Source organism: Streptomyces sp. NPDC000229 (assembly GCF_040300825.1).
Lineage (GTDB): Bacteria > Actinomycetota > Actinomycetes > Streptomycetales > Streptomycetaceae > Streptomyces.
In genome coordinates this window covers 112,258-133,158 of sequence record NZ_JBEPEL010000003.1, presented here as the reverse complement: position 1 = coordinate 133,158, position 20,901 = coordinate 112,258, and the positions used below count along the sequence as shown (strand labels likewise).

Annotated in this window: 14 protein-coding genes; 7 read left to right on the top strand and 7 right to left on the bottom strand. The window is 72.0% G+C overall.

Going from position 1 to position 20,901, the window contains the following annotated elements; genetic code table 11:
* Positions 1–47: 47 nt before the first annotated feature.
* The gene (locus ABT360_RS03150; RefSeq protein WP_351809803.1) at positions 48–1,829 is read left to right on the top strand and encodes an ABC transporter ATP-binding protein; all 1,782 of its coding nucleotides are present in this window, start codon (positions 48–50) and stop codon (positions 1,827–1,829) included.
* The gene (locus ABT360_RS03145; protein WP_351809801.1) at positions 1,826–3,901 is read left to right on the top strand and encodes an ABC transporter ATP-binding protein; all 2,076 of its coding nucleotides are present in this window, start codon (positions 1,826–1,828) and stop codon (positions 3,899–3,901) included. The genes ABT360_RS03150 and ABT360_RS03145 overlap by 4 nt, the downstream gene beginning before the upstream one ends.
* Positions 3,902–4,243: 342 nt before the next feature.
* Here the strand turns inward: ABT360_RS03145 and ABT360_RS03140 are convergent, their stop codons facing one another.
* Positions 4,244–5,200 carry a LysR family transcriptional regulator gene (locus ABT360_RS03140; protein ID WP_351809798.1) on the bottom strand — a complete coding sequence of 319 codons (957 nt, stop codon included), beginning with the start codon at positions 5,198–5,200 and terminating at the stop codon, positions 4,244–4,246.
* 211 nt (positions 5,201–5,411) lie between these two features.
* Here ABT360_RS03140 and ABT360_RS03135 point away from each other — a divergent pair, with 211 nt between their 5' ends.
* From ABT360_RS03135 to ABT360_RS03115, 5 genes are all read left to right on the top strand, one after another.
* Positions 5,412–6,278, top strand: coding sequence for an NADP-dependent oxidoreductase (locus ABT360_RS03135; RefSeq protein ID WP_351809795.1), 867 nt, complete (start codon positions 5,412–5,414; stop codon positions 6,276–6,278).
* 129 nt (positions 6,279–6,407) lie between these two features.
* Positions 6,408–7,529, top strand: a complete 1,122-nt coding sequence (locus tag ABT360_RS03130; protein WP_351809792.1) for a homogentisate 1,2-dioxygenase — start codon at positions 6,408–6,410, stop codon at positions 7,527–7,529.
* Positions 7,530–7,663: 134 nt separating this feature from the next.
* Positions 7,664–8,275: an NADPH-dependent FMN reductase gene (locus ABT360_RS03125; RefSeq protein WP_351809789.1), complete on the top strand. Its 612-nt coding sequence runs from the start codon at positions 7,664–7,666 to the stop codon at positions 8,273–8,275.
* A gap of 93 nt (positions 8,276–8,368) precedes the next feature.
* On the top strand, positions 8,369–8,974 hold the full coding sequence (locus tag ABT360_RS03120; RefSeq protein WP_351809786.1) for a flavodoxin family protein: 606 nt from the start codon (positions 8,369–8,371) through the stop codon (positions 8,972–8,974).
* A 440-nt stretch (positions 8,975–9,414) separates the two neighbouring features.
* Entirely contained in the window at positions 9,415–11,448 is a 2,034-nt protein-coding gene (locus ABT360_RS03115) for a M4 family metallopeptidase (protein ID WP_351809783.1), read from the top strand.
* A gap of 111 nt (positions 11,449–11,559) precedes the next feature.
* Here the strand turns inward: ABT360_RS03115 and glgP are convergent, their stop codons facing one another.
* The 6 genes from glgP to ABT360_RS03085 all read right to left on the bottom strand — a co-directional run bounded on the left by glgP (position 11,560) and on the right by ABT360_RS03085 (position 20,875).
* Positions 11,560–14,187, bottom strand: coding sequence for an alpha-glucan family phosphorylase (gene glgP / locus ABT360_RS03110; protein ID WP_351809780.1), 2,628 nt, complete (start codon positions 14,185–14,187; stop codon positions 11,560–11,562).
* A gap of 126 nt (positions 14,188–14,313) precedes the next feature.
* A complete protein-coding gene (locus ABT360_RS03105; RefSeq protein ID WP_351809778.1) occupies positions 14,314–15,609 on the bottom strand; it encodes a flavin-dependent oxidoreductase in 1,296 nt (431 codons plus the stop codon).
* Between the two features lie 13 nt (positions 15,610–15,622).
* The gene (locus tag ABT360_RS03100) at positions 15,623–16,744 is read right to left on the bottom strand and encodes a monodechloroaminopyrrolnitrin synthase PrnB family protein (protein ID WP_351809775.1); all 1,122 of its coding nucleotides are present in this window, start codon (positions 16,742–16,744) and stop codon (positions 15,623–15,625) included.
* A 61-nt stretch (positions 16,745–16,805) separates the two neighbouring features.
* A complete protein-coding gene (locus ABT360_RS03095) occupies positions 16,806–18,188 on the bottom strand; it encodes an MFS transporter (RefSeq protein ID WP_351809772.1) in 1,383 nt (460 codons plus the stop codon).
* A 145-nt stretch (positions 18,189–18,333) separates the two neighbouring features.
* Positions 18,334–19,785 carry a 4-hydroxyphenylacetate 3-hydroxylase family protein gene (locus ABT360_RS03090; RefSeq protein WP_351809769.1) on the bottom strand — a complete coding sequence of 484 codons (1,452 nt, stop codon included), beginning with the start codon at positions 19,783–19,785 and terminating at the stop codon, positions 18,334–18,336.
* 118 nt (positions 19,786–19,903) lie between these two features.
* Entirely contained in the window at positions 19,904–20,875 is a 972-nt protein-coding gene (locus tag ABT360_RS03085; RefSeq protein ID WP_351809766.1) for an AraC family transcriptional regulator, read from the bottom strand.
* Positions 20,876–20,901: the final 26 nt, after the last annotated feature.

Here is a 20,901-nt window from a genome sequence, read left to right as displayed (position 1 = left end):
GAAAACCGGGTGGGCGATGTCAGTGGTGAATCGTAGGCTCGCTGCTGATGTCGGAACAGGATGCAACAACCAAGGACCGTTCAGCCGTTCGCACGTTGCTGCGGCTGTGGCCGTATGTGCGTCCGGTGCGGGCGCGGGTGGGCACGGCGGCGGTCGTCGCGGTCGTGGCGTCCTGCCTGGGCCTGGTCATCCCGCTCGTCCTGAAGTGGATCGTGGACGGGCCGGTGGCCGGACGCGACCCGGGAGGGGTGTGGTTCGGGGCGCTGGTGGTGCTGGCGCTGGGGATCGCTGAGGCGGTGCTGTTCGGGCTGCGGCGGTGGCTGGTGGCCCGGCCGCTGGCGGGTGTCGAGGCCGCCATGCGGGCCGACCTGTACCGGCATCTGCAGCGGCTGCCGATCGCGTTCCACGACCGGTGGGCGTCGGGGCAGTTGCTGTCCCGGGCGACGACGGACCTGTCGCTGATACGGATGTTCCTGGCGTTCCCGATGACGTTCCTGTTCGTCAACGGCGTGACCGTGGTGGTCGGTTGCGGAGTGCTGCTGGTGCAGGACTGGACACTGGGACTGGTGCTGCTGGTGCCGGTGGTTCCGCTGATCATGGTCTGCTCGCTGTTCGAGTCGCGGTACTCGCTGGTGGCGCGGCGCGCACAGGACCAGGTCGGTGACCTGACGACGGTCGTCGAGGAGAGCGTGCTCGGCATCCGGATCATCAAGGGCTTCGGCCGCCACCGCACACAGGCGGAGGCGTTCCACGGTCTGGCGGAACGGCTGCGGGGCACGGAGCTGGGCAAGGCGCGGCTGCTGGCGGGCATCTGGGCGGTCATCACGATCGTGCCCGAGCTGGCCATCGGGGCCGCCCTGGTGCTGGGCACGGTCCAGGTGGCGGACGGTGAGCTGTCCGCCGGGACGCTGGTGGCGTTCCTGTCGACGGCGCTGGCGCTGCGGTGGCCGGTGGAGTCGATCGGGTTCCTGCTGGCGATGAGCCAGGAGGCGGCGACGTCGGTGGAGCGGTTCTTCGAGGTGATGGACGAGGCGGAGGAGGACACGGGCGGAAGCGGTTCGTCCGCGGTGCCGTCCGGCGGAATCCGCTTCGAGAACGTGTCGTTCCGGTATCCGGACGCTCCGGAGGACGCACGGCCGGTCCTGGACGGGGTCGACCTGGTCGTCCGCCCCGGCGAGACCATGGCGCTGGTCGGTGCCACCGGCTCGGGCAAGACCACGCTGACGGCGCTCGTGCCGCGGCTGCACGAGGTGACGGGCGGGCGCATCCTGCTGGACGGGGTCGATGTGGCGGTGATGCCCCGGGAGCGGCTGCGGGAGCTGGTGTCGGTGGCGTTCGAGGAACCCACGCTGTTCTCGGCGAGCGTCGGTGAGAACGTGCTGATGGGCGCCGGCCCCGGGGGCGCGGGCGAGCCCGAGCTGCGGCGGGCTCTGGAGGTCGCCCAGGCCGGGTTCGTACGGAACCTGCCGCAGGGCGCCGCGACGCAGGTCGGCGAGCAGGGCCTGAGCCTCTCGGGCGGCCAGCGCCAGCGCCTCGCCCTGGCGCGGGCGGTGGTGGGCAGGCCGCGGTTCCTGGTGCTGGACGACCCGCTGTCGGCGCTGGACGTCCACACCGAGGCGCTGGTCGAAGCGGCGCTCCGGGACGTGCTGCGGGACACCACCGCCCTGGTCGTGGCCCACCGCCCGTCCACGGTCATGCTGGCCGACCGTGTCGCGCTCCTCTCGGCGGGCCGCATCACGGCGGTGGGCACCCACCAGGAACTGCTCAGGGACAGCGCGGAGTACGCCTGGCTGATGTCGGGAGCCGAAAGGACGGGTGGTGCACGATGACGGACACGGTCGGTGGAACACCCCCGACACCCCCGCTCGGTGATCCGCCCGGCGGGGACGGCGGGCACGGCGGGGCGGGCGGCAGCAGCCGGACTCCGGCCACCCGGAACGCCCACCGCAGGGGCGCCGCGCCCGGCAAGGACGGGGCGGGCGGCACGGACGGCGGGGCGCCCGGTGGGGACGAGGCGCCGGGCACGGGCGGCGGGGCACCTGGCGCCGGCGGGACGCCCACCGCGGACGGGGCGAGCGGCGCCGGTGAGGCGTCCGGTACCGGTGGGGCGGACGCGTTCGACCGGGACGACCTGCCCGTGGCGGAGGGAGCCACGCGCGGGCTGCTGCGGACGCTGCTGGCGCCGCGCCGGGGACGTGTAGTGCTGGCCGCGTTGTTGCTGTTGTTCCAGCAGGCCGCCGTGCAGGCCGGTCCGCTGCTCGTCGCGTTCGCCATCGACCGGGCCGTGCCCGCCCTCCGGCGCGGGGACCACGGGCCGCTGGTCGCGGTGGGCGTCGGGTACGCGGTGTGCGCGGCGGGCGCCGGGCTCCTCCATTACGCGTTCATCCGTACCTCCGCCCGCGTCAACCAGGACGTCCTGCTCGATCTCCGCGGGCGGATCTTCCGGCACGCGCAGGCGCTGAGCATCGACTTCCACGAGCGGTACACCTCCGGCCGGCTGATCTCCCGCTCCACCACCGACGTCGAGTCGTTGCGCGAGCTGCTCGGCGAGGGGCTCCAGGAGCTGGTCGGGGTCTTCCTCTCGTTCGCGTTCATCTCCGTGCTCCTGCTCTGGCTGGACCTGGGCATCGGCGCCGTCGCGGTGGCCTCCTTCCTGCCGCTGTACCTGCTCGTGCGGCTCTACCGGCGGCGCGCCGCCGTCGCGTTCAGCGCGCGGTCGACGGCCGTCGCCGCCGTCATCGTGAAGTTCGCGGAGACGATGAACGGCATCCGTCCGGTGCGGGCGTTCCGGCGGGAACGGGCCAATGACGCGGCGTTCGGCACGCTCAACCACCGCCACGAGCGCCGCAACGGCGACGCGATACTGGAGATGGCCCGCTATGTCGTCGGCTCCCGGCTGGTGGCGAACACGGCGGTGGCCGGCATGGTCCTGTGGGGCGCCTACCGGGTGGCGGCCGGGACGCTGGCGCTCGGGGTGCTGGCGGCGGCCGTGCTCTACATGCGGCGGCTGTACGACCCGATCGACCGGCTGGCGATGTTCCTCAACTCGTACCAGTCGGCGGCCGCCTCGCTGGAGAAGATCGCCGGACTGCTGGCGCAGACCCCGACGGTCCGGGAGCCCGCGGCACCCCGTCCCCTGCCGCCGCCCCGGGCCGGGAGTCCGGGCCGGGAGGTCGTCTTCGAGGACGTCCGCTTCGGGTACCGCACGGGCGGTGAGGTGCTGTCGCCCTTCGGGCTGACCATCCCGGCGGGGCAGACCGTCGCGGTGGTCGGTTCGACGGGCGCGGGCAAGTCGACGCTCGCCAAGCTGCTGGCCCGGTTCTACGACCCCACCGGGGGACGGGTCCTGCTCGACGGCGTCGACCTGCGGGAGCTGGCCACGCCGGAGTTGCGGCGCGGGGTGGTGATGGTGACCCAGGAGGCGTTCCTGTTCTCCGGGACGGTGGCGGAGAACATCGCGATCGGGCGGCCGGACGCCACTCGGGAGGAGATCGAGCAGGCCGCGAAGGCCATCGGCGCCCACGACTTCATCGCGGGCCTCCCGGAGGGCTACGACACCGACGTACGCAAGCGCGGCGGCCGTATCTCGGCCGGTCAGCGCCAGCTCGTGGCCTTCGCCCGGGCCCTGCTGGCCGACCCGGCGGTGCTGATCCTCGACGAGGCGACCAGCTCCCTCGACATCCCCGGCGAACGGGCCGTGCAGCGTGCCATGGACACGGTGCTGCACGGCCGCACGGCGGTGGTGATCGCCCACCGGCTGTCGACGGTCGAGATCGCGGACCGGGTGCTGGTGATGGAGGGCGGCAGGATCGTGGAGGACGGGTCACCGTCCGAACTGATTGAGGGCAAGGGCCGGTTCGCGGGTCTGCACCGGGCGTGGCGGGAGAGCCTGGTGGGGTGACCGGCCATGGAGGTTCGGCGGTTTCGTGAGCACTTCCGCGTGATCATGAGCACCGATCGAGCATTTCCACGCGATCATGAGCAGTTGTCACGGTCAGTAGCAGTCAGTGACGGTTGTTCGTGAACTTCCGGCTGGGCGGCGCGACTGTTCGCACCGTTCCGGTATGGCGACAGAGTGCCCGGCCACCGGCCGCAGCAGGCGACCTCCGCGCGGATTCCGACGTTTTGCAGGAACCCGTGTACGGCGAGTTGCGGATCCTGGACAGGATCCGCCGCAATTTCCGGCAGGTGCGATTGGTTTCCCCTTGCCGACGCGGGATTTACGGGTCGGGCGCGACAGTTGTCAGGAGGGGCCGGGCAGGTGGGTCCGGTCTGGGTCTGGGAGCCACCAGGTGCGGTCGGGGAACTGGTGCCAGTGGTGGTCTTGGGCGTAGGTGTGGATGAGTTCCAGGGCGCGGTTGACGGTAGGTGCGGCTGTTTGCGTATTCCACACGGCGTGCCATGGGTAGAGCGGTATGGGGTTGATCAGGGGGCGAGCGGTGAGGCCGTCGGGGAGTCCTCCGGTGATGAGGCCGAAGGCGGGGTAGCCGCGAGCGAGGACGGTGGCGTGGATGGCGGCGCGGCCGTGCCCGCGTAGGCGCAATGCGGCCTGGAGGTTGAAGTCGTTGATGGCTTCGTCGATCCAGTCGCGCCATTCTGCGGCTTCCTCGGCGGTGTGGACGAGGAGTGGGTGGTCGGCAAGCGCGGCGAGCGTCACCTCGTCGTGGGCCGCCAGGGGGTGATCGGTGGGCATAACGATGCCGATGGGTTCCAGCCGGACGGGCATGGTGCCCAGGGGCGTTTGGAGATCCTGGCCGAGCCCGTGGGGTCGGCCGAAGGCGATGTCGAGGTCTCCGGCGAGCAGGCGGGGCAGGGCGGCGGCCAGGCCCTGGCTCTGGAACACCTCGAAGGGCAGGCACGGTGACTCGCCGCGCAAGTGCTGGGTGATGAGTGAAGGGGTGAGCCCTTCGGTGAGGACGTCGATCCGCAGCGGTGCCCGGGTGAGGGCGACCTCGTCGACCAGGCGCTGGGCGTCGGCCAGCAGGCGTCGGCCGCGTTTGATGAAGATTTCGCCGGCGGGGGTGAGGGCTACATGGCGGCGGTCGCGGGTGAACAGGGGTACACCGACACGGCTTTCCAGGGCGCTGATCTGCGAGGAAAGCGTCTGCTGGGCAATGGTCAGCGCCGCTGCCGCCCGGCCGAAGTGCAGTTCCTCGGCGAGGGTGACGGCGTAGCGCACCTGGCGCAGGTCAAGGTCCACGCCTTCCACGTTAACAGCCTTTGACTGTCATGTATCAGCTCGGGAGTGTTGGACGCGAGTGAGCCGTAGGCGTTGACTTAGTTACCGGAAGGGCGCCGGACGGCACTGATCGAAGGCCGTTTCCGGCACTGATTCACTTAATCGAAGGTAAGGCGGCGGCAGCGTGAAGGCAGTAGTGATGGACTCCTACGGCACTCCGGAGGTTCTTCGGGTGGCTGATCTTCCCGAGCCGAAGGCCGGGCCGGGCGAGGTGCGGGTGCGGGTCAAGGCGGCGGGGCTGAACCCGATCGACGCGAAGATCCGGCGCGGGGAGTTCGACGCGGTCTTCGACATCTCTTTCCCGCAGCAGCTCGGCAACGAGTTCGCGGGCATGGTCGACCAGGTCGGCGCCGGAGTCGAGGGCTTCGCGGTGGGGGATGAGGTGATCGGGTTCGTCGATCTGGCGGCCTGCGCCGAGCAGGTCGTCGTCCCCGTCGAGAACCTGGCCTTGAAGCCTGCAGAACTCTCCTGGGAGACGGCAGCGGTCATCGGCGCGGTCGGCCAGGCGGCGTACAACGCGCTGCGGATGCTGGAGGTGGCAGCGGGCGAGACCGTGCTGATTCACGGTGCGGCCGGCGGGGTCGGCTCGGTTGCCGTCCAGTTCGCCCGTGCCTGGGGCGCCCGGGTGATCGGCACCGTCAGTGACGACAACCACGACTACGTGCGATCCCTCGGCGGTACGCCTGTGACGTACGGCGAGGGCCTTCAGGAGCGTGTGCGGGAGCTGGCCCCGCAGGGGGTTGATGCCTCCCTCGATCTGACCGGCTCCCAGGAGGCGATCACCGTCTCGATCTCCGTGACCGGCGACAAGGGCCGGATCGTGACGCTGGCCAGCCCGCCGCTGGCCAAGCAGTACGGCATCACGATGATGTTCGGCACCCGCGCGGCCGAGACCGTGGCCCAGGTCGCCGGCCTCGCCGCCCGCGGCGACCTGGACCTGCCCATCGCCCGCCGCTTCACACTGGCGGAGCTGAGCGAGGCGCACCGGCTGATGGAGACCGGCGGCCAACGCGGCAAGCTCGTCCTCACCCTGGACTGACCCGCTACCAGCACGGCGGCACCCCCGCCTCCCCCGAACGGTGCGGCGGGGCTGCCGCCTGCCCCGCCGCACCCTCACACCACTCACCCGACTGGCGCGGCACCGGTTTGCGCCGGTGGAGGAGTCTCCATGTTCGCCAAGCACGTCCAGGGCCGGGTATCCGGTCAGGCCCACTCGAAGGTGCCGGACGGCACCTTCGAAGAACACCACGCACGCCGCGGCTTCGAGGGGGAGGTCTCCCAGCTCTACCACGCCCACCCCACCACCGACTGGCTGCGCGTCGAAGGCCCGATCCGGCCACGCGGTATCCAGCTCGCCGCCCTCGCGACTGCTGACGCGTCCGACCCCAGGGCGCTGCCGACGCTGCTGATGTTCAACGACGACATCAAGATCTCGGTGTCCAAGCGGTCCGCTGCGATGCCGTACTACTTCCGCAACGCCGACGGCGACACGCTGCTGCTGACCCAGTCCGGTAGCGGCACCCTGGTCTGCGACTACGGCACCCTGGCCTACGGGCCGCTGGAGTACCTGGTCATCCCGAAGGGCACCAACTACCGCCTCGTGCCCGACGAAGGTGTCGAGCACCTGACGTATGTGGTGGAGACGCGGGAGCCGATCGCGCTTCCCGAACGCGGCCTGCTCGGTCACTTCCTGCCCTTCGACAGGGGCGTCCTGGACGTCCCCCAGCTCGACGCCCAGGACGCCGTCCCGGCGCCGGAAAACGCGAGCGGGGAGTGGGAGGTGCTCGTCACGCGCGACGGGGAGCTGTCGTCGATCTTCTACGCCTTCGATCCCGCCGACGTCGAGGGCTGGACCGGCAGCCTCGCCCCGTTTCGTCTCCGGCTGGCGGACATCCGGCCGTTGACATCGGAGCGGCTGGATGTACCGCCTATGGCACAGGCCACGTTCCAGGCGGGCGAGAACTGGATCGTCACCATGGCCCCGCGCCCGATGCAGACCGCCGAGGACGCCGAGCGCGCACAGCCGTACCACCGCAACGTCGACTACGACGAGGTGATCGTCCCCCTCGGCGCCCCCGACGGCCGCAGGGTCGGCCCGCCCCCCGGGCTGATGAGCGTCACCCCCGGCGGGATGAACCACGGCCCCAACCAGGCACGCCTGGCCGTGGTTCGGGACCGGCTGCCGATCTACGTGTGGAACATCGACACCGCCCGCCCCCTGCACTACACGGACGCCTTCGCGGCCGGTGAGATCCCCGACTTCGCCCAGCGTGAGAGCTTCCGCGGCTGACCCACCGAACTGTCCTGACCGCCGGCCCCGCCCCGCTGCCCCGCCCGGCGGGGCCAGCCTTTGTCCCCCAATGCCGCTTGTCCATGTCGGCGCGGCGACACTGCCACGCCCGTGTCTGTCCCGGAGTCCCCCTCATGAGCCGTGTCCTGGCCATTTCTGGCTCTCTGCGAGCCGCCTCGTTCAACACCCAGATGCTCCAGAACCTTCAGACCCTCGCCCCCGAAGGCATGCACATCGAGCTGTTCAAGGGCCTGGACGAACTGCCCCACTTCAACGAAGACCTCGAGACCGACCCGCCGGCCACCGTGCGGAGGATGTGGCAGGCCATCGCCGAGGCCGACGGCCTTATCGTGGCCACCCCCGAATACAACGGCGCCATGCCCGGCGTGCTGAAGAACGCCCTGGACTGGGCTTCACGCCCCTACGGCGCGAGCGCCCTGCCCGGCCACGCCGCGATAGTCCTGTCAGCCTCCCCGGGCATCTTCGGCGGTATCCGCGCCCAGAGCCAGCTGCGTGAACTGTTCGCCCTGCTCAACGTCTACGTGGTCGGCGGCCCCCAGGTCGCCGTCCCCGAAGTCCACACCCGCCTTGACCACGAGGCCGAGCCTGGCGAGCGGCTGACCGACCCCACTACCCGCGCCATGCTCACCTCCCTCCTGCACGGCCTCGCCGAAGCCATCGACCACCAGGCCGGAGGCCGCCTCATCCAGCCGTTGCACCACTGGCAGAGCCAGCTCGCCGGCTGACCGCCCTCTCGACAGACCCCCAGCCCGCGCCCTACAGGTCAACCGTCGGGCCCCCAGGAATACCCGCCCCGGGACCGGGAGTTGGAGACGGACATGACCACCGACACCATCCCCGGTACCGACCGCTCGTTCCTCTTCGTCCTGGGCAGTTCCCGCGCCGACGGCAATACCGAGATCCTCGCCCGGGCCGCGGCCGCGCAGTTGCCCGCCGCGATACCGCAGCGATGGGTGGACCTGAACGAACTGCCCCTGCCCGACTTCCAGGACGGACGGCACGAGAGCCTGTCCTGGGCGCCGGGCGAGAGCGAGGAGGCGCTGCGGCAGGCGACCGTGGGCGCCACCGACGTCGTCCTCGTCTCACCCCTGTACTGGTACACCCTCTCCGCGCAGACCAAGCGCTACCTCGACTACTGGTCGGGCTGGCTGACGGTGCCCGGCTCCGACTTCAAGGAGCGGATGGCGGGCCGGACCCTGTGGGGGGTGACGGTGATGGCGGACCGCGACGAGTCCGTGGCCGACGGCCTGGTGACCACGCTCAACAACTCGGCGGCGTACCTGGGGATGCGGTTCGGCGGGGTGCTGTTCGGCAACGGGTCCCGGCCCGGCCAGGTGCGGAACGACGAGCGGGCGATGATCCGCGCCAAGAGCTTCTTCCAGCGGGAGGCCCCGCTCGCCCGCTTCCCCCACGAGGAGCGGTAGCCGCACGGCGGCGCGTACGGAACACCGGCCCGCGAGGGGGCCGGGACCGGATGGCCGGAAGCGTGCCCCGGGGCCGGGAGGTCGCGACGGAGGGCACGTATCCCGTGCTCAACGCCCCGTTCACACGGGCGGGTTCGCGTTCGGCCCCGGCGCGCCCGTCGCTTCGGGGCCGCGCGGGACATCCGAGCACGCGGCGGCACGCAACGGCGAAACGTCCGCTTAACGAACACGGCTTTTCGGGCAACGGACGATTTCCGGCCAATCTGTTGACGCGCTCCTGACAGGACGCCGCAGCTGCCTCCACTCTTACCCCATTCTCCGCATCACCTGTTCGACGGACGTTCTCACGTTCGTTCCGCACGTGTTCCGCGCTCTTTCAGGCTGCTCCGCCCGGCCGGCCCACCCAGCCGCCCGGTACCCCCCTCGCAAAAGGAGTCTGCGTGAGATCCACGCCAAGCCGTCGCGCCACCGCGACCGGCGCTCTGATCGCCGCCGCCGCCATGCTCGCCGTGGGCGTGCAGACCGGTGCCGCCACCGCCGCCGACGACCCCTGGACCGCCGCCCCCAAGGGCCAGGCGGCCGGCAAGGCCGACCCCGGCTCCCTGCCCGCCGACCTCTCCCCCGCCCAGCGCACCGCGCTGATACGCGCGGCCGACGCCGCCAAGGCGCAGACGGCCAGGGAACTCGGCCTCGGCGCCCAGGAGAAGCTCGCCGTCCGCGACGTCGTCCAGGACCGCGACGGCACCACCCACACGCGCTACGAGCGCACCTACGCCGGGCTCCCGGTCCTCGGCGGCGACCTCGTCGTCACCGAGACCGGGGCCGGGCGCACCGAGGCGGTGAGCAAGGCCTCCCGGGCGGAACTCAAGGGCGTGGACACCTCCGCGGACGTCGCCCCGGCCGCGGCCCAGAAGCAGGCCCTGAGCGCGGCGCGTGCCGAGGGCTCCAAGGCCACCGCCCCCGAGCGCGCCCCGCGCAAGGTGGTGTGGCTCGCGCAGGGCAAGCCGGTCCTCGCGTACGAGACGGTCGTCGGCGGTCTCCAGCACGACGGCACCCCGAACGAGCTGCACGTCGTCACCGACGCCACCACGGGCGCCAAGCTCTTCGAGTGGCAGGCCGTCCACAACGGGACCGGCAACACCCAGTACAGCGGCCAGGTGACGCTCGGCACCGCGCCCTCGTACACGCTGACCGACACCGGGCGCGGCAACCACAAGACGTACAACCTCAACCGCGGCACCTCCGGCACCGGGACGCTGTTCTCCGGGCCCGACGACACCTGGGGCGACGGCACCCCGCAGAACCTGGAGACGGCCGGCGCCGACGCCCACTACGGCGCCGGGGTCACCTGGGACTACTACAAGAACGTCCACGGCCGCTCCGGCATCAAGGGCGACGGCGTCGGCGCGTACTCCCGCGTCCACTACGGCAACGCGTACGTCAACGCCTTCTGGACCGACAGCTGCTTCTGCATGACGTACGGCGACGGCGCGGGCAACGCCAAGCCGCTCACGTCCATCGACGTCGCCGCCCACGAGATGACCCACGGCATCACCTCCGCGACCGCCAAGCTGGTCTACAGCGGCGAGTCCGGCGGCCTGAACGAGGCGACCTCCGACATCTTCGCCGCCGCCGTCGAGTTCCACGCCAACAACGCCCAGGACAAGGGCGACTACCTGGTCGGCGAGAAGATCGACATCCGCGGCAACGGCACCCCGCTGCGCTACATGGACAAGCCGAGCAGGGACGGCTCGTCGAAGGACGCCTGGTACTCCGGTATCGGCGGCATCGACGTCCACTACTCCTCGGGCCCGGCGAACCACTGGTTCTACCTGCTCTCCGAGGGCAGCGGCGCCAAGTCCATCAACGGCGTGAACTACGACTCGCCGACCTCCGACGGCCTGCCCGTCACCGGCATCGGCCGCGACAAGGCCGCACTGATCTGGTACAAGGCGCTCACCACCAAGTTCACCTCGACGACCACCTACGCCGGCGCCCGCACCGGCACCGTCGCGGTCGCCACGGAGCTGTACGGCGCCGGCAGCGCCGAGGTGAAGGCCGTCGAGCACGCCTGGGCGGGTGTCAACGTCGGCTCCCGTCCCGGCGGCGGCGACCCCGGCACCGGCAAGACCTTCGAGAACACCGCCGACGTCGCCATCCCCGACAACGGCGCCGCCGTCACCTCGGCCGTCAACGTCACCGGTGTCACCGGCAACGCCCCCTCCGCGCTGAAGGTGGACGTGGACATCGTCCACACCTGGCGCGGTGACCTGGTCGTCGACCTGGTCGCCCCCGACGGCTCGGTCTACAACCTGAAGCCGTTCAGCTCCTCCGACTCGGCCGACAACGTCAAGGCCACCTATACGGTCAACGCCTCCAGCGAGGTCGCAAACGGCAGCTGGAAGCTCCGCGTCCAGGACAAGGCCGCGCAGGACACCGGTTACATCAACGGCTTCAAGCTGACCTTCCCGTAACGGGTCGGCGTCCACGAGGCACCGGAGCCGCCCGGGGTCGTTCCCCGGGCGGCTCGTCGTGTCGCCGGCTCGTCGCCCCCACGGAGAGAAGGCGACGAGCCGGGGAAACCGCTACCTCATCAGGACGCCGGCGCCCTCCCCCGTCGCCTCCGTGGGCAGGGCGACCAGGCCGAGGTCGGTGCCCGCCGCCAGCAGCCGGTGGGTGGGCAGTATCCGGACCGTGTACCCGAAGGGTCCGGTCCGGTCGAGGGTGAGGGGGCCCTCGTAGACCCAGCGCCCCTGCTGGTCCGGTCCGCCCGCCGGCTTGAGCGGCACCGTCTGGGCGTCCCGGAGCCGGTCGTCGGTGTCGACGCGGCCCGCGACCGCCTGGACCTCGACGTCCTCCGGCTGGAGGTCCCCGAGGGCGACCCGTACCCGCAGCGCCAGGGTGGAGCCGAGTTCGGCGACGCCGTTGGCCTCGTCGACCTCGACGTGGTCGACCGCCACGCGCGGCCACGCGGCGCGCACCTTGGCCTTCCAGGCGGCGAGCTCACGGGCCGCGTCGGTGCTCAGCGACCGGTGGGCGAGGGCGGCCGGGGCGTACAGCCGCTCCACGTACTCCCGCACCATGCGTCCCGCCAGCACCTTGGGGCCCAGGTTGGCGAGCGTACGGCGGACCATCTCGATCCACCGCTCGGGCAGCCCGTTCGCGCCCCGGTCGTAGAAGCGGGGCGCGACGCGCTTCTCGATCAGCTCGTACAGCGCGTTCGCCTCCAGGTCGTCGCGCCGGTCCTCGTCCATGGCCGGGCCGTCGGCGGTCGGGATGGCCCAGCCGAAGTCCGGTTCGTACCACTCGTCCCACCAGCCGTCCAGGACGGAGAGGTTGAGGCAGCCGTTCAGCGCCGCCTTCATCCCGGAGGTGCCGCAGGCCTCCAGGGGCCGCAGCGGGTTGTTCAGCCACACGTCGCAGCCGGGATAGAGCTTCTGGGCCATGCCCATGCCGTAGTCGGGCAGGAACACGATCCGGTGGCGTACGCGCGGGTCGTCGGCGAACCGCACCAGCTCCCGCACCAGCCGCTTGCCGCCGTCGTCCGCCGGGTGGGCCTTGCCCGCGACGACGATCTGCACCGGCCGCTCCGGGTGCAGCAGCATCTCCATCAGCCGGTCGCGGTCCCGCAGCATCAGCGTCAGGCGCTTGTACGAGGGGACGCGGCGGGCGAACCCGATGGTGAGGATGTCGGGGTCCAGGACCCCGTCGATCCAGCCCAGCTCGGCCGAGCCCGCGCCGCGCTGCCGCCAGGAGGCGCGCAGCCGGGTGCGGACCTCCGTCACCAGCTGTTCGCGCAGCTCACGGCGGAGGTCCCAGATCTCGGAGTCGGCGATCTCGCCGAGGGCGTCCCACCGCTGGGATCCGCCGACGCTCAGGGCGTCCTCCGCCCGCTGGGTGCCGATCTTGCGCGCGCCGAGCCGGAAGACCTCGGGCGCCACCCAGGTCGGGGCGTGCACGCCGTTGGTGATGGAGGTGATCGGCACCTCGTCGGCGTCGAACCCGGGCCACAGGCCGGCGAACATCCCGCGGCTGACGGCGCCGTGGAGGGTGGACACGCCGTTGGCGCGCTGGGCGAGGCGCAGTCCCATCACGGCCATGTTGAAGAGGTTGGGCTCGCCGCCGGGGTAGGTCTCCATGCCGAGCTGGAGGATGCGCTCGACGTCGACGCCGGGCAGTTCCGCACCGTCGCCGAAGTGCCGGGCGACGAGTTCGCGGTCGAACCGGTCGATGCCGGCGGGGACGGGGGTGTGGGTGGTGAAGACCGTGCCCGCGCGGACGGCCTCCAGGGCGGCGTCGAACTCGACGCCCTCCTCGCTCAGTTCCCGGATGCGCTCCAGGCCGAGGAAACCGGCGTGCCCCTCGTTGGTGTGGAACACCTCGGGGGCGGGGTGGCCGGTGAGCTCGCAGTACGCGCGTACCGCCCGGACACCTCCTATTCCCAGCAGCATCTCCTGCAACAGTCGGTGCTCGCTGCCCCCGCCGTACAGCCGGTCGGTGACGTCGCGCTCGGACGGGCCGTTCTCCTCCACGTCCGAGTCGAGCATCAGCAGCGGTACGCGGCCGACCTGCGCCACCCAGATGTGGGCGTGCAGGCAGCGGCCGCCCGGCAGGGCGAGGGAGACCCGCACGGGGGTGCCGTTCGGCTGCCGCAGCAGGCTGACGGGCATCTCGTTGGGGTCCAGGAGCGGGTAGTGCTCCAGTTGCCAGCCGTCCCGGGAGAGGGACTGGCGGAAGTAGCCGTGCCGGTAGAGCAGCCCCACGCCGATGAGCGGTACGCCCAGGTCGGAGGCGGCCTTCAGGTGGTCGCCGGCGAGGATGCCGAGGCCGCCGGAGTACTGGGGCAGAGCGGCGGTGACGCCGAATTCGGGCGAGAAGTAGGCGACGGCGGCGGGCAGGTCGCCGTCCGGCAGCGTGTGGTTCTGGTACCAGCGGCGGCCGCGCAGATAGTCGTCGAGGTCGTCGGCGGCGGCGGACAGGCGGCGCAGGAAGCGCCGGTCGCGGGCGAGCTCGGCGAGTCTGGCCGCGGACACGGAGCCCAGCAGCCGCACGGGATCGCCGCCGGCCGCCCGCCACCCCTCGGGGTCGACGGCCTGGAACAGTTCACGGGTCTCGGCGTGCCAGGACCAGCGCAGATTGCGCGCGAGGTCGCTGAGCGGCCGGAGCGGGTCGGGGAGGACGGGGCGCACGGTGAATCGACGGATTGCCTTCACGTGTTCCACCTTCGCAGGGCAGGTACGTATCGGGGCGGAACGCACGGGCGTTGTGCGTCCGCCTTCACCCTCCGACGTTATCGGGACCCCGCCCTCCGCAACCACGGCGCACTCAGGGGGGCGCGTTCACAGCGCGCTCACCGGGACCTCGTACGGGGAGCCCGCGTTGACCGTTTCGGGGTCGAACGCGCCGGTCGCGGCGTACCGGGCGGCGATTTCGCGCCGTTCGTACGGGGGGATCACCTCGTCGATGTGTGTGAAGCCCCCGGGGGCGCGCTCATGGGCCAGATTGATGACGACCTCGGGGCCCAGGCGCCGGTTGGCGCGCTGAAGCTCCGTCATGGCGGGGCGGCGGTCCGCCTCGTAGGCGGCGAGGGCGTCGGCCGGGTCGCGGTGCAGGGCCATGGCGTGGGCGAGGGCCCGGGCGTCGATGATCGACTGGGTGGCGCCGTTGGAGCCGATGGGGTACATGGCGTGGGCGGCGTCGCCGACGAGGGTGGTGCGGCCGTGGCTCCAGCGCGGCAGGGGCTCGCGGTCGACCATGGGGTACTCGTACGCGGTGTCGGCGGCGCGCAGCACGTCGGGGACGCTGACGCCGTCGAACTCCCAGCCGGCGTAGTGGTGGAGGAAGTCCGATACCGGTACGGCACGGTTCCAGTCGCCCCGGGAGGAGTCCCGGCGGGTGGTGCTCGCGATGCTGTCGGCGGGCATCGCGAGCGCCCAGTTGACGAGGACGTCCCCGGAGGGCCGCTCGGCCATCGGGTACACGACGGCCTTCTGCCGGTCGTCACCCGCGATGAGCATGAACGTTCCTGCCCGGCGCGCCTCCATCCACGACACTCCGCGCCACACCAGCATCCCGTTCCAGGGCGGCTCGCCCTCGCGCGGGTTGAGGGAGGCGCGGACCGCCGAGCGGATGCCGTCGGCGCCGATCAGGACGTCCGGCTCCAGCGACGCCCGGCCGCGCACGTCACCCTCGCGGTGTTCCAGGCGCACACGCGGGCGCCCGTCGGGCCGCTGCTCCAGGCCGGACACCCGGACGCCGGTGACGATCGCGGAGGTGCCGAGCCGGCTGCGTACCGCGTCGGCGAGGACCTGCTGGAGCCGGCCCCGGTGGATGGACAGCTGGGGCCAGTGGTAACCGGCGCGCAGCCCGCGCGGTTCCCGGGAGATGAGTCCGCCGGAGCGGTGGTAGTACCGCAGCTCCCGGGTGCGTACGGCGTCGGCCTCCAGGTCGTCGAGGATTCCGAGCGCGTCGAGTTCGCGGACGGCGTTGGGCATGATGTTCAGCCCGGCGCCGACCGGCCGGATCTCGCGCGCCGCCTCGACGACGGTGACGCGGTGGAACCCGACGGCGTGCAGCGCGAGCGCGGTGGTGAGGCCGGCGACTCCGCCGCCGGCCACGAGTATGTGCGGGGTCATGCGGTCGCTCCTCTCACGCGGCCGCGGGGCGCGGCCGCTGGGTGGCCTGGCGCACCAGCGTCTCGTTGTCCCTGGTCAGGTCGAGCACCGAGCGCAGCAGCACGACCGGCGCGCCGCCGCTGCCCTCGTCGTAGAGCCGCAGGTCGTCGCTGTAGGCCTTGCGGGCGATCCCCAGGTGGCGGGCGCGGAAGGTCTTGAGGATGCGCAGCACCCGCGCCAGCGAGTGGGCGGACGCGACCAGCCGGGGAGGCAGCCGGTGGACGGTCTCCCAGCTCAGCGCGGCGGACAGTTTGCTGACGGCGGAGACGCCGCCCTTGTGGGCCGCGTGGAAGGCGCGCCACGACGGGAGGCTGTACTCGACCGATTCGGCGAGGAAGGCGTCGTAGCCGGGGTCGGTGCGGTCGCACTGCCAGACCGTCAGGTCGACCAGCCACAGCGGCACCTGGGCGGCCGCCGGGCCGAGGTAGTCGCGGCCGGCGACGTCCACCTCCTCGAAGTACGGCCGCAGGGTGCGGGCGAAGTAGGACGGGGAGACGTGGGAGATGGTGAAGTCGATGGAGTCGACCATCGCCTGGACGTGCTGTGCGGTGCGGTCCAGGGCGAGGGCGAAGCCCGGGTCGTACGGTTCGAGGCGGGCCAGCTGGCCGCAGGTGTCGAGGGCGGCGACGAGACTGGGGAAGACCATCCGGACGGCTTCCTGGAGGTGGGCCTCCATCTCGTGGCCGGTGTACATCCGCTGCCGGTCGCCGAGCGGGTTCCAGGTGGTGTAGTGGTGCACGGTGTCGCGGGGCACCATGTCGGTGCGGCGGGCCAGTTCCTCCAGGACCGGCAGGACCTCGGGGACGGCGGCGACCGGCTGGACGCCGTGCCGTTTGAGGGAGCCGAGCAGCATGCCGAGGTCGCGCATCGCGGCGAGCGCCTCGATGACGCACCACTCGGCGACCCGGTCGAGGTCGGGTACGAGGGTGCGCAGCGCGACGGTGAGCGCGGCGACGTCGGCGTCACGGTTCATCGCGGGGAGCGCGGCGAGCAGCGCGTCGGCGCCGAGCGGGTCGGCGTCGCGTATCTCGGTGATGCGGTAGCGCGGTTCGGCGCAGGTATCGAGACCGGGCGCGACAAGGTCGTACAGGGTCAACGGGATGCCCCCCTCGGGCAGTGTGGGTTCGAAAGTGGCGCGGTGCTCGCTGGTCAGGCGGTCACCGCGGGTCGCCCACCCGGCCTCGGCGTGGCGGCGCCGGTGCGGGCGCGGGCGGGCTGAGCCGTACGGACAGCAGTGCGGCCGCTGCGGCGAACGCGGCGCCGGTGAGCAGCGCCGCTTGGAAGCCCGCGGTTTCGGCCTGGGGTGTGGCCGTGCCGGTACGGGTGGTGGCCACGGCCACGAGGACGGCCAGGCCCAGGACGGATCCGAACTGCTGGCTGGTGTTGATCAGCCCGGAGGCGAGGCCGGTCTCCTCAGGCGTGGCCTCTGCCGTGGCGGCCACATTGGTGGTGACCATGACCAGCGGCAGGGCGGCACCCAGCACGAGGCTGGGTGCGAGGACGGTGGTGGCGAAGGTGCCGTCGGCACTCAGCGACAGGGCGAGCCAGACCATGCCGGCGAGCAGCAGCCCGAAGCCGAGGGTCATGGTCCGGCCGAGGCCGAGGCGGAGGATCAGGCGGCCGGTCAGCGGGGCGGTGGCGACGACGACCAGGGACAGCGGCAGCAGGCCGAGGCCGCCGGCGAGCGGGGACTGTCCCAGCACGCTCTGGAGGTACAGGCTGACCAGGAAGAACATGGGGAACAGCGCCATCTGGGCCAGCGCGCTGAGGCCGTTGGCGAGGCGCAGGGCGGGCCGCTTCAGTACGGCGGGCGGTACGAGGGGCCGGGCGACGCGGGCCTCGGTGACGGCGAAGGCGGCGAGCAGGGCCAGCCCGGCAGCGCCCGCGAGGAGGCTGCGTCCGACGAGTGCGTACGCGAGGAGGCCGAGGCCGCCGGTGGCGGTGAGCGCACCGAGCAGGTCGAACCCGGGCTCGGCGCCCCGGGTGCCGCCCTCCAGGAGGCGGAGGGCCAGCAGGCCGAGCACCGCGGCGACGACGACGTTCAGCCAGAAGGTGGAGCGCCAGCCGAGCAGGTCGGTGAGGACCCCGCCGAGGACGGTGCCGAGGACCCCGCCGAGGCCGCCCATCGCGGCGAACGCGCCGAGCGCCTTGTGCCGGGCGGGCCCGTCCGGGAAGAGGATCAGCAGCAGCGCGAAAGCGGCGGCCGCGGCGAGCGCCGCCCCGACGCCCTGCACGGCGCGGGCGGCGATCAGCGCGCCGGTCGACTGCGCGAGCCCCCCGGCGGCGGAGGCGGCCGCGAGGAGCGCGAGCCCGGCCGTGAACAGCCGCCGGTGGCCGAACAGGTCGGCGGTGCGGCCGCCGAGGAGGAGCAGCCCGCCGAAGGTGATGAGGTAGGCGTTGGCCACCCACGACAGGCCGGCGGATCCGGCCCCGAGGTCGTCGCCGACGGACGGCAGGGCGACGTTGACGATGGCCGTGTCCATGATCATCAACAGTTGTGTCGCCGCCAGCAACCCCAGCGCACCGCGCGTTCCCGCCACGGCGCTCACCGCCCGCCCTCGGCGCGCGTCCAGCCGGGATCGGCGGCGCACGGGAGGCCCGGGTACGGTTCGCCCGCCGATCGCACCGCACGTCCCCCCCGGGCGCACTGTCCCGGGTCGGCCGCGCGGAGCCGCGCCGGGGCGGTCATCGGGTACGCCCCAGGTCGTAGCCGTCCAGGCAGGCCTGGGCGAGGGCCTCGCAGGCGGGGGCGCCGCCCTCCCATGCCTGCTGCATGAGGTAGACGTGCGGGGCGCCGTGGTAGAAGCGTTCGTACTGCTCGTGGCGGCCCGCGAATTCCGAACCGAGCGCGTCCCAGGCCAGTTTCAGCAGCTTGACGCGGTCCTCGGCCGGGGTGCCGGGCGAGCGGATGTACTTGCGGACCAGCGGGCCGAGCTCCGGGTGCAGCAGGTCCTCGCCCGACGCGGGCAGCTGGATGAGCCCGCCGCCCGCGAGGAGCTTGATCTCCTGGACGGCCTGCGGGTACAGCTCGCCCGCCATGATGCGCTGCGCGAAGGAGATGTCCTTGCCGGGCGCGACGCCGCCGCGGCCGCCGTCGACCTCCTCGTACGACGCCTCCGCCGCCAGGACGAAGGCCTTGGCCTGGGCGACGCGGCCGAGGAGCCGGCCGATGGCCTGGGTGACGGGCGGCAGTTCGTAGGTGTTGTTGGCCTTGGTGACCAGGATCGCGATGCCGGTGAGGAACTCCAGCTTCGTCCAGAAGCGGGTGGCGGCCTGGTGCACGAAGTTCAGGTACGCGGGGGTCTGCCACCACATCCGGAACGACACGTCGACGTTCCGGTAGGCCAGCACCCGCTCCCACGGCACGAACACGTCGTCGCACACGAGCAGCGCGTCGTTCTCGTCGAAGCGGGAGGAGAGCGGGTTGTCGAAGACGCTCCGCGCCTGCGCCTCGTAGGAGGTGCGGGAGATGAGCTTCAGCCCCGGCGTGCCGATCGGGACCGAGAAGCACACCGCGTGCTCGACGTCCTGCGGGGCGAGCGGCTCGATCGTGCCGACGATCACCTCGTTGCCGAAGACCGCCGCGGTGCCGATCATCTTGGCGCCGCGCACGACGATCCCGCCGTCCTTCTCGGCGACCACCCGCACCACCAGGTCGTCCTCCTCCTGCTCGGAGGCGGACCTGGTGCGGTCGATCTGCGGGTTGGTGATGGTGAAGGTCGGGTACAGGTCGCCCTCGGCCAGCCGCCGGTGGTAGGCGAGGGCCGCGGCGGAGCCGTCGTAGCCCTCCGTCCTGAACAGGGACGGCAGCGCCGCGAAGCCCGCCGCGCCGCCCGCCATGTAGTCGGGCGTGCGGCCCAGGAAGCCGAAGCTCGCCTCGGCCCACACCTTGTACGCCTCACGGCGCGCGACGAGGTCCTCGTAGGAACGCGGGATCGCGTACGCGCGGTGGACGCCGCCCTGGGTGAGGACCGGGGTGTGCTCGGAGTCGTGCGCCAGGTCGTACAGGCGGGCGATCGAGGCCGCGGTGTTGCGGAACGCCGGGTGCGAGGTCACGTCCTCGACCCGCTCCCCGTCGAGCCAGATCTCCCGGCCGTCGCGCAGCGACGCCAGATACTCGTGACCGGACCTCGTCACCTTTTCTCCTCTTGCGGATGTCATTGCCGCAGCAGAGCTTGTCCGTTGGTCCACACCTACGGCAATGAACGTCCGTCCAATGGTCCTTAAGAACCGGCCAGTCAGCTTCCGGAAACCATTACGCGGCGTTCGCCGCACCGGCCCGGTACTCACCCGGAGTGACGCCGAACCATTTGCGGAAGGCAAGGTGGAAACCGACCGCGCTCTGGTAGCCGACCCGCTGCGGCACCGCCGACTGCGGCAGTGACGTCTCGCCGAGCAGCCGCGCCGCCTCCTGCATGCGCCGCCCGGTCAGATGGCGTGCCGGGGCCTCGCCGACCAGCGCGCGGAACGCGGCCGTGAACGCGGAGCGGGACATACCGACCTCGCGGGCCAGCGACTCGATGGTCCACGGCTCGGCGAACCGGGTCGCGATCATCACCAGGGCACGGCTCACCCCGGGGTGGCGGAGGACCGGCAGGGAGGCGGGGTTCTCGGCGAACTCCCGCAGCAGCGGGCGCAGCGCGAGCACCAGGGCCATCTCGAAGGCCCGCAGGGTGATCAGCCGGTCGCCGGGGCCGACGGGCCGGTCGGGGGCGGCGAGCAGCCGCAGGGTGTCGCGCAGCAGCGGCTCCCGGTCGACCTGCGAACGGTCGAGGACCAGCGCCCAGGGCAGCGCCTTGTACAGACCTGTGGCGGCGCTGGAGTCGTAGTGCAGCCCGGCGCACAGCAGCCGGCTCTCCGGCCCGGTGCCGCCGATGCGGATCTCGCCCGAGGTGCCGGGCTGGCGCTCGGGCAGGACCGCCTTGAGCGGCACGCCCTGCCGGTCGGGCCGGTCGGAGAGCCGGTGGGCGGTGCCGGTGGGGAAGACGGCCAGGTCACCGGCGTGCAGTTCCTGCGGCGGCTGGCCGTCGGCGGTGATCCAGCAGCCGCCCTCGACGATGTAGTGGAGGACGGCACAGCCCTGCTCGGCGTCGCCCTCGATCGCCCAGGGGGCGCGGACGTGCCAGCGGCTGTCGAAGACGCCGGTGAGGCGCAGCGGTTGCAACAGCTCACTGAGGAGGTCGTCGTTGCGGTCGTCGTTCCCGGTTTCGGTGCGCACGGTGTCCATGGACGATCCTTCAACCCCCGCCCCGA

Bases quoted from the DNA above. Each gene is read 5' to 3' on its own strand.
- ABT360_RS03125 (WP_351809789.1), top strand. From the start codon at position 7,664: ATGAGCCGTGTCCTGGCCATTTCTGGCTCTCTGCGAGCCGCCTCGTTC.
- ABT360_RS03120 (WP_351809786.1), top strand. From the start codon at position 8,369: ATGACCACCGACACCATCCCCGGTACCGACCGCTCGTTCCTCTTCGTC.
- ABT360_RS03105 (WP_351809778.1), bottom strand. From the start codon at position 15,609: ATGACCCCGCACATACTCGTGGCCGGCGGCGGAGTCGCCGGCCTCACC.
- ABT360_RS03150 (WP_351809803.1), top strand. From the start codon at position 48: ATGTCGGAACAGGATGCAACAACCAAGGACCGTTCAGCCGTTCGCACG.
- ABT360_RS03085 (WP_351809766.1), bottom strand. From the start codon at position 20,875: ATGGACACCGTGCGCACCGAAACCGGGAACGACGACCGCAACGACGAC.
- ABT360_RS03130 (WP_351809792.1), top strand. From the start codon at position 6,408: ATGTTCGCCAAGCACGTCCAGGGCCGGGTATCCGGTCAGGCCCACTCG.
- ABT360_RS03145 (WP_351809801.1), top strand. From the start codon at position 1,826: ATGACGGACACGGTCGGTGGAACACCCCCGACACCCCCGCTCGGTGAT.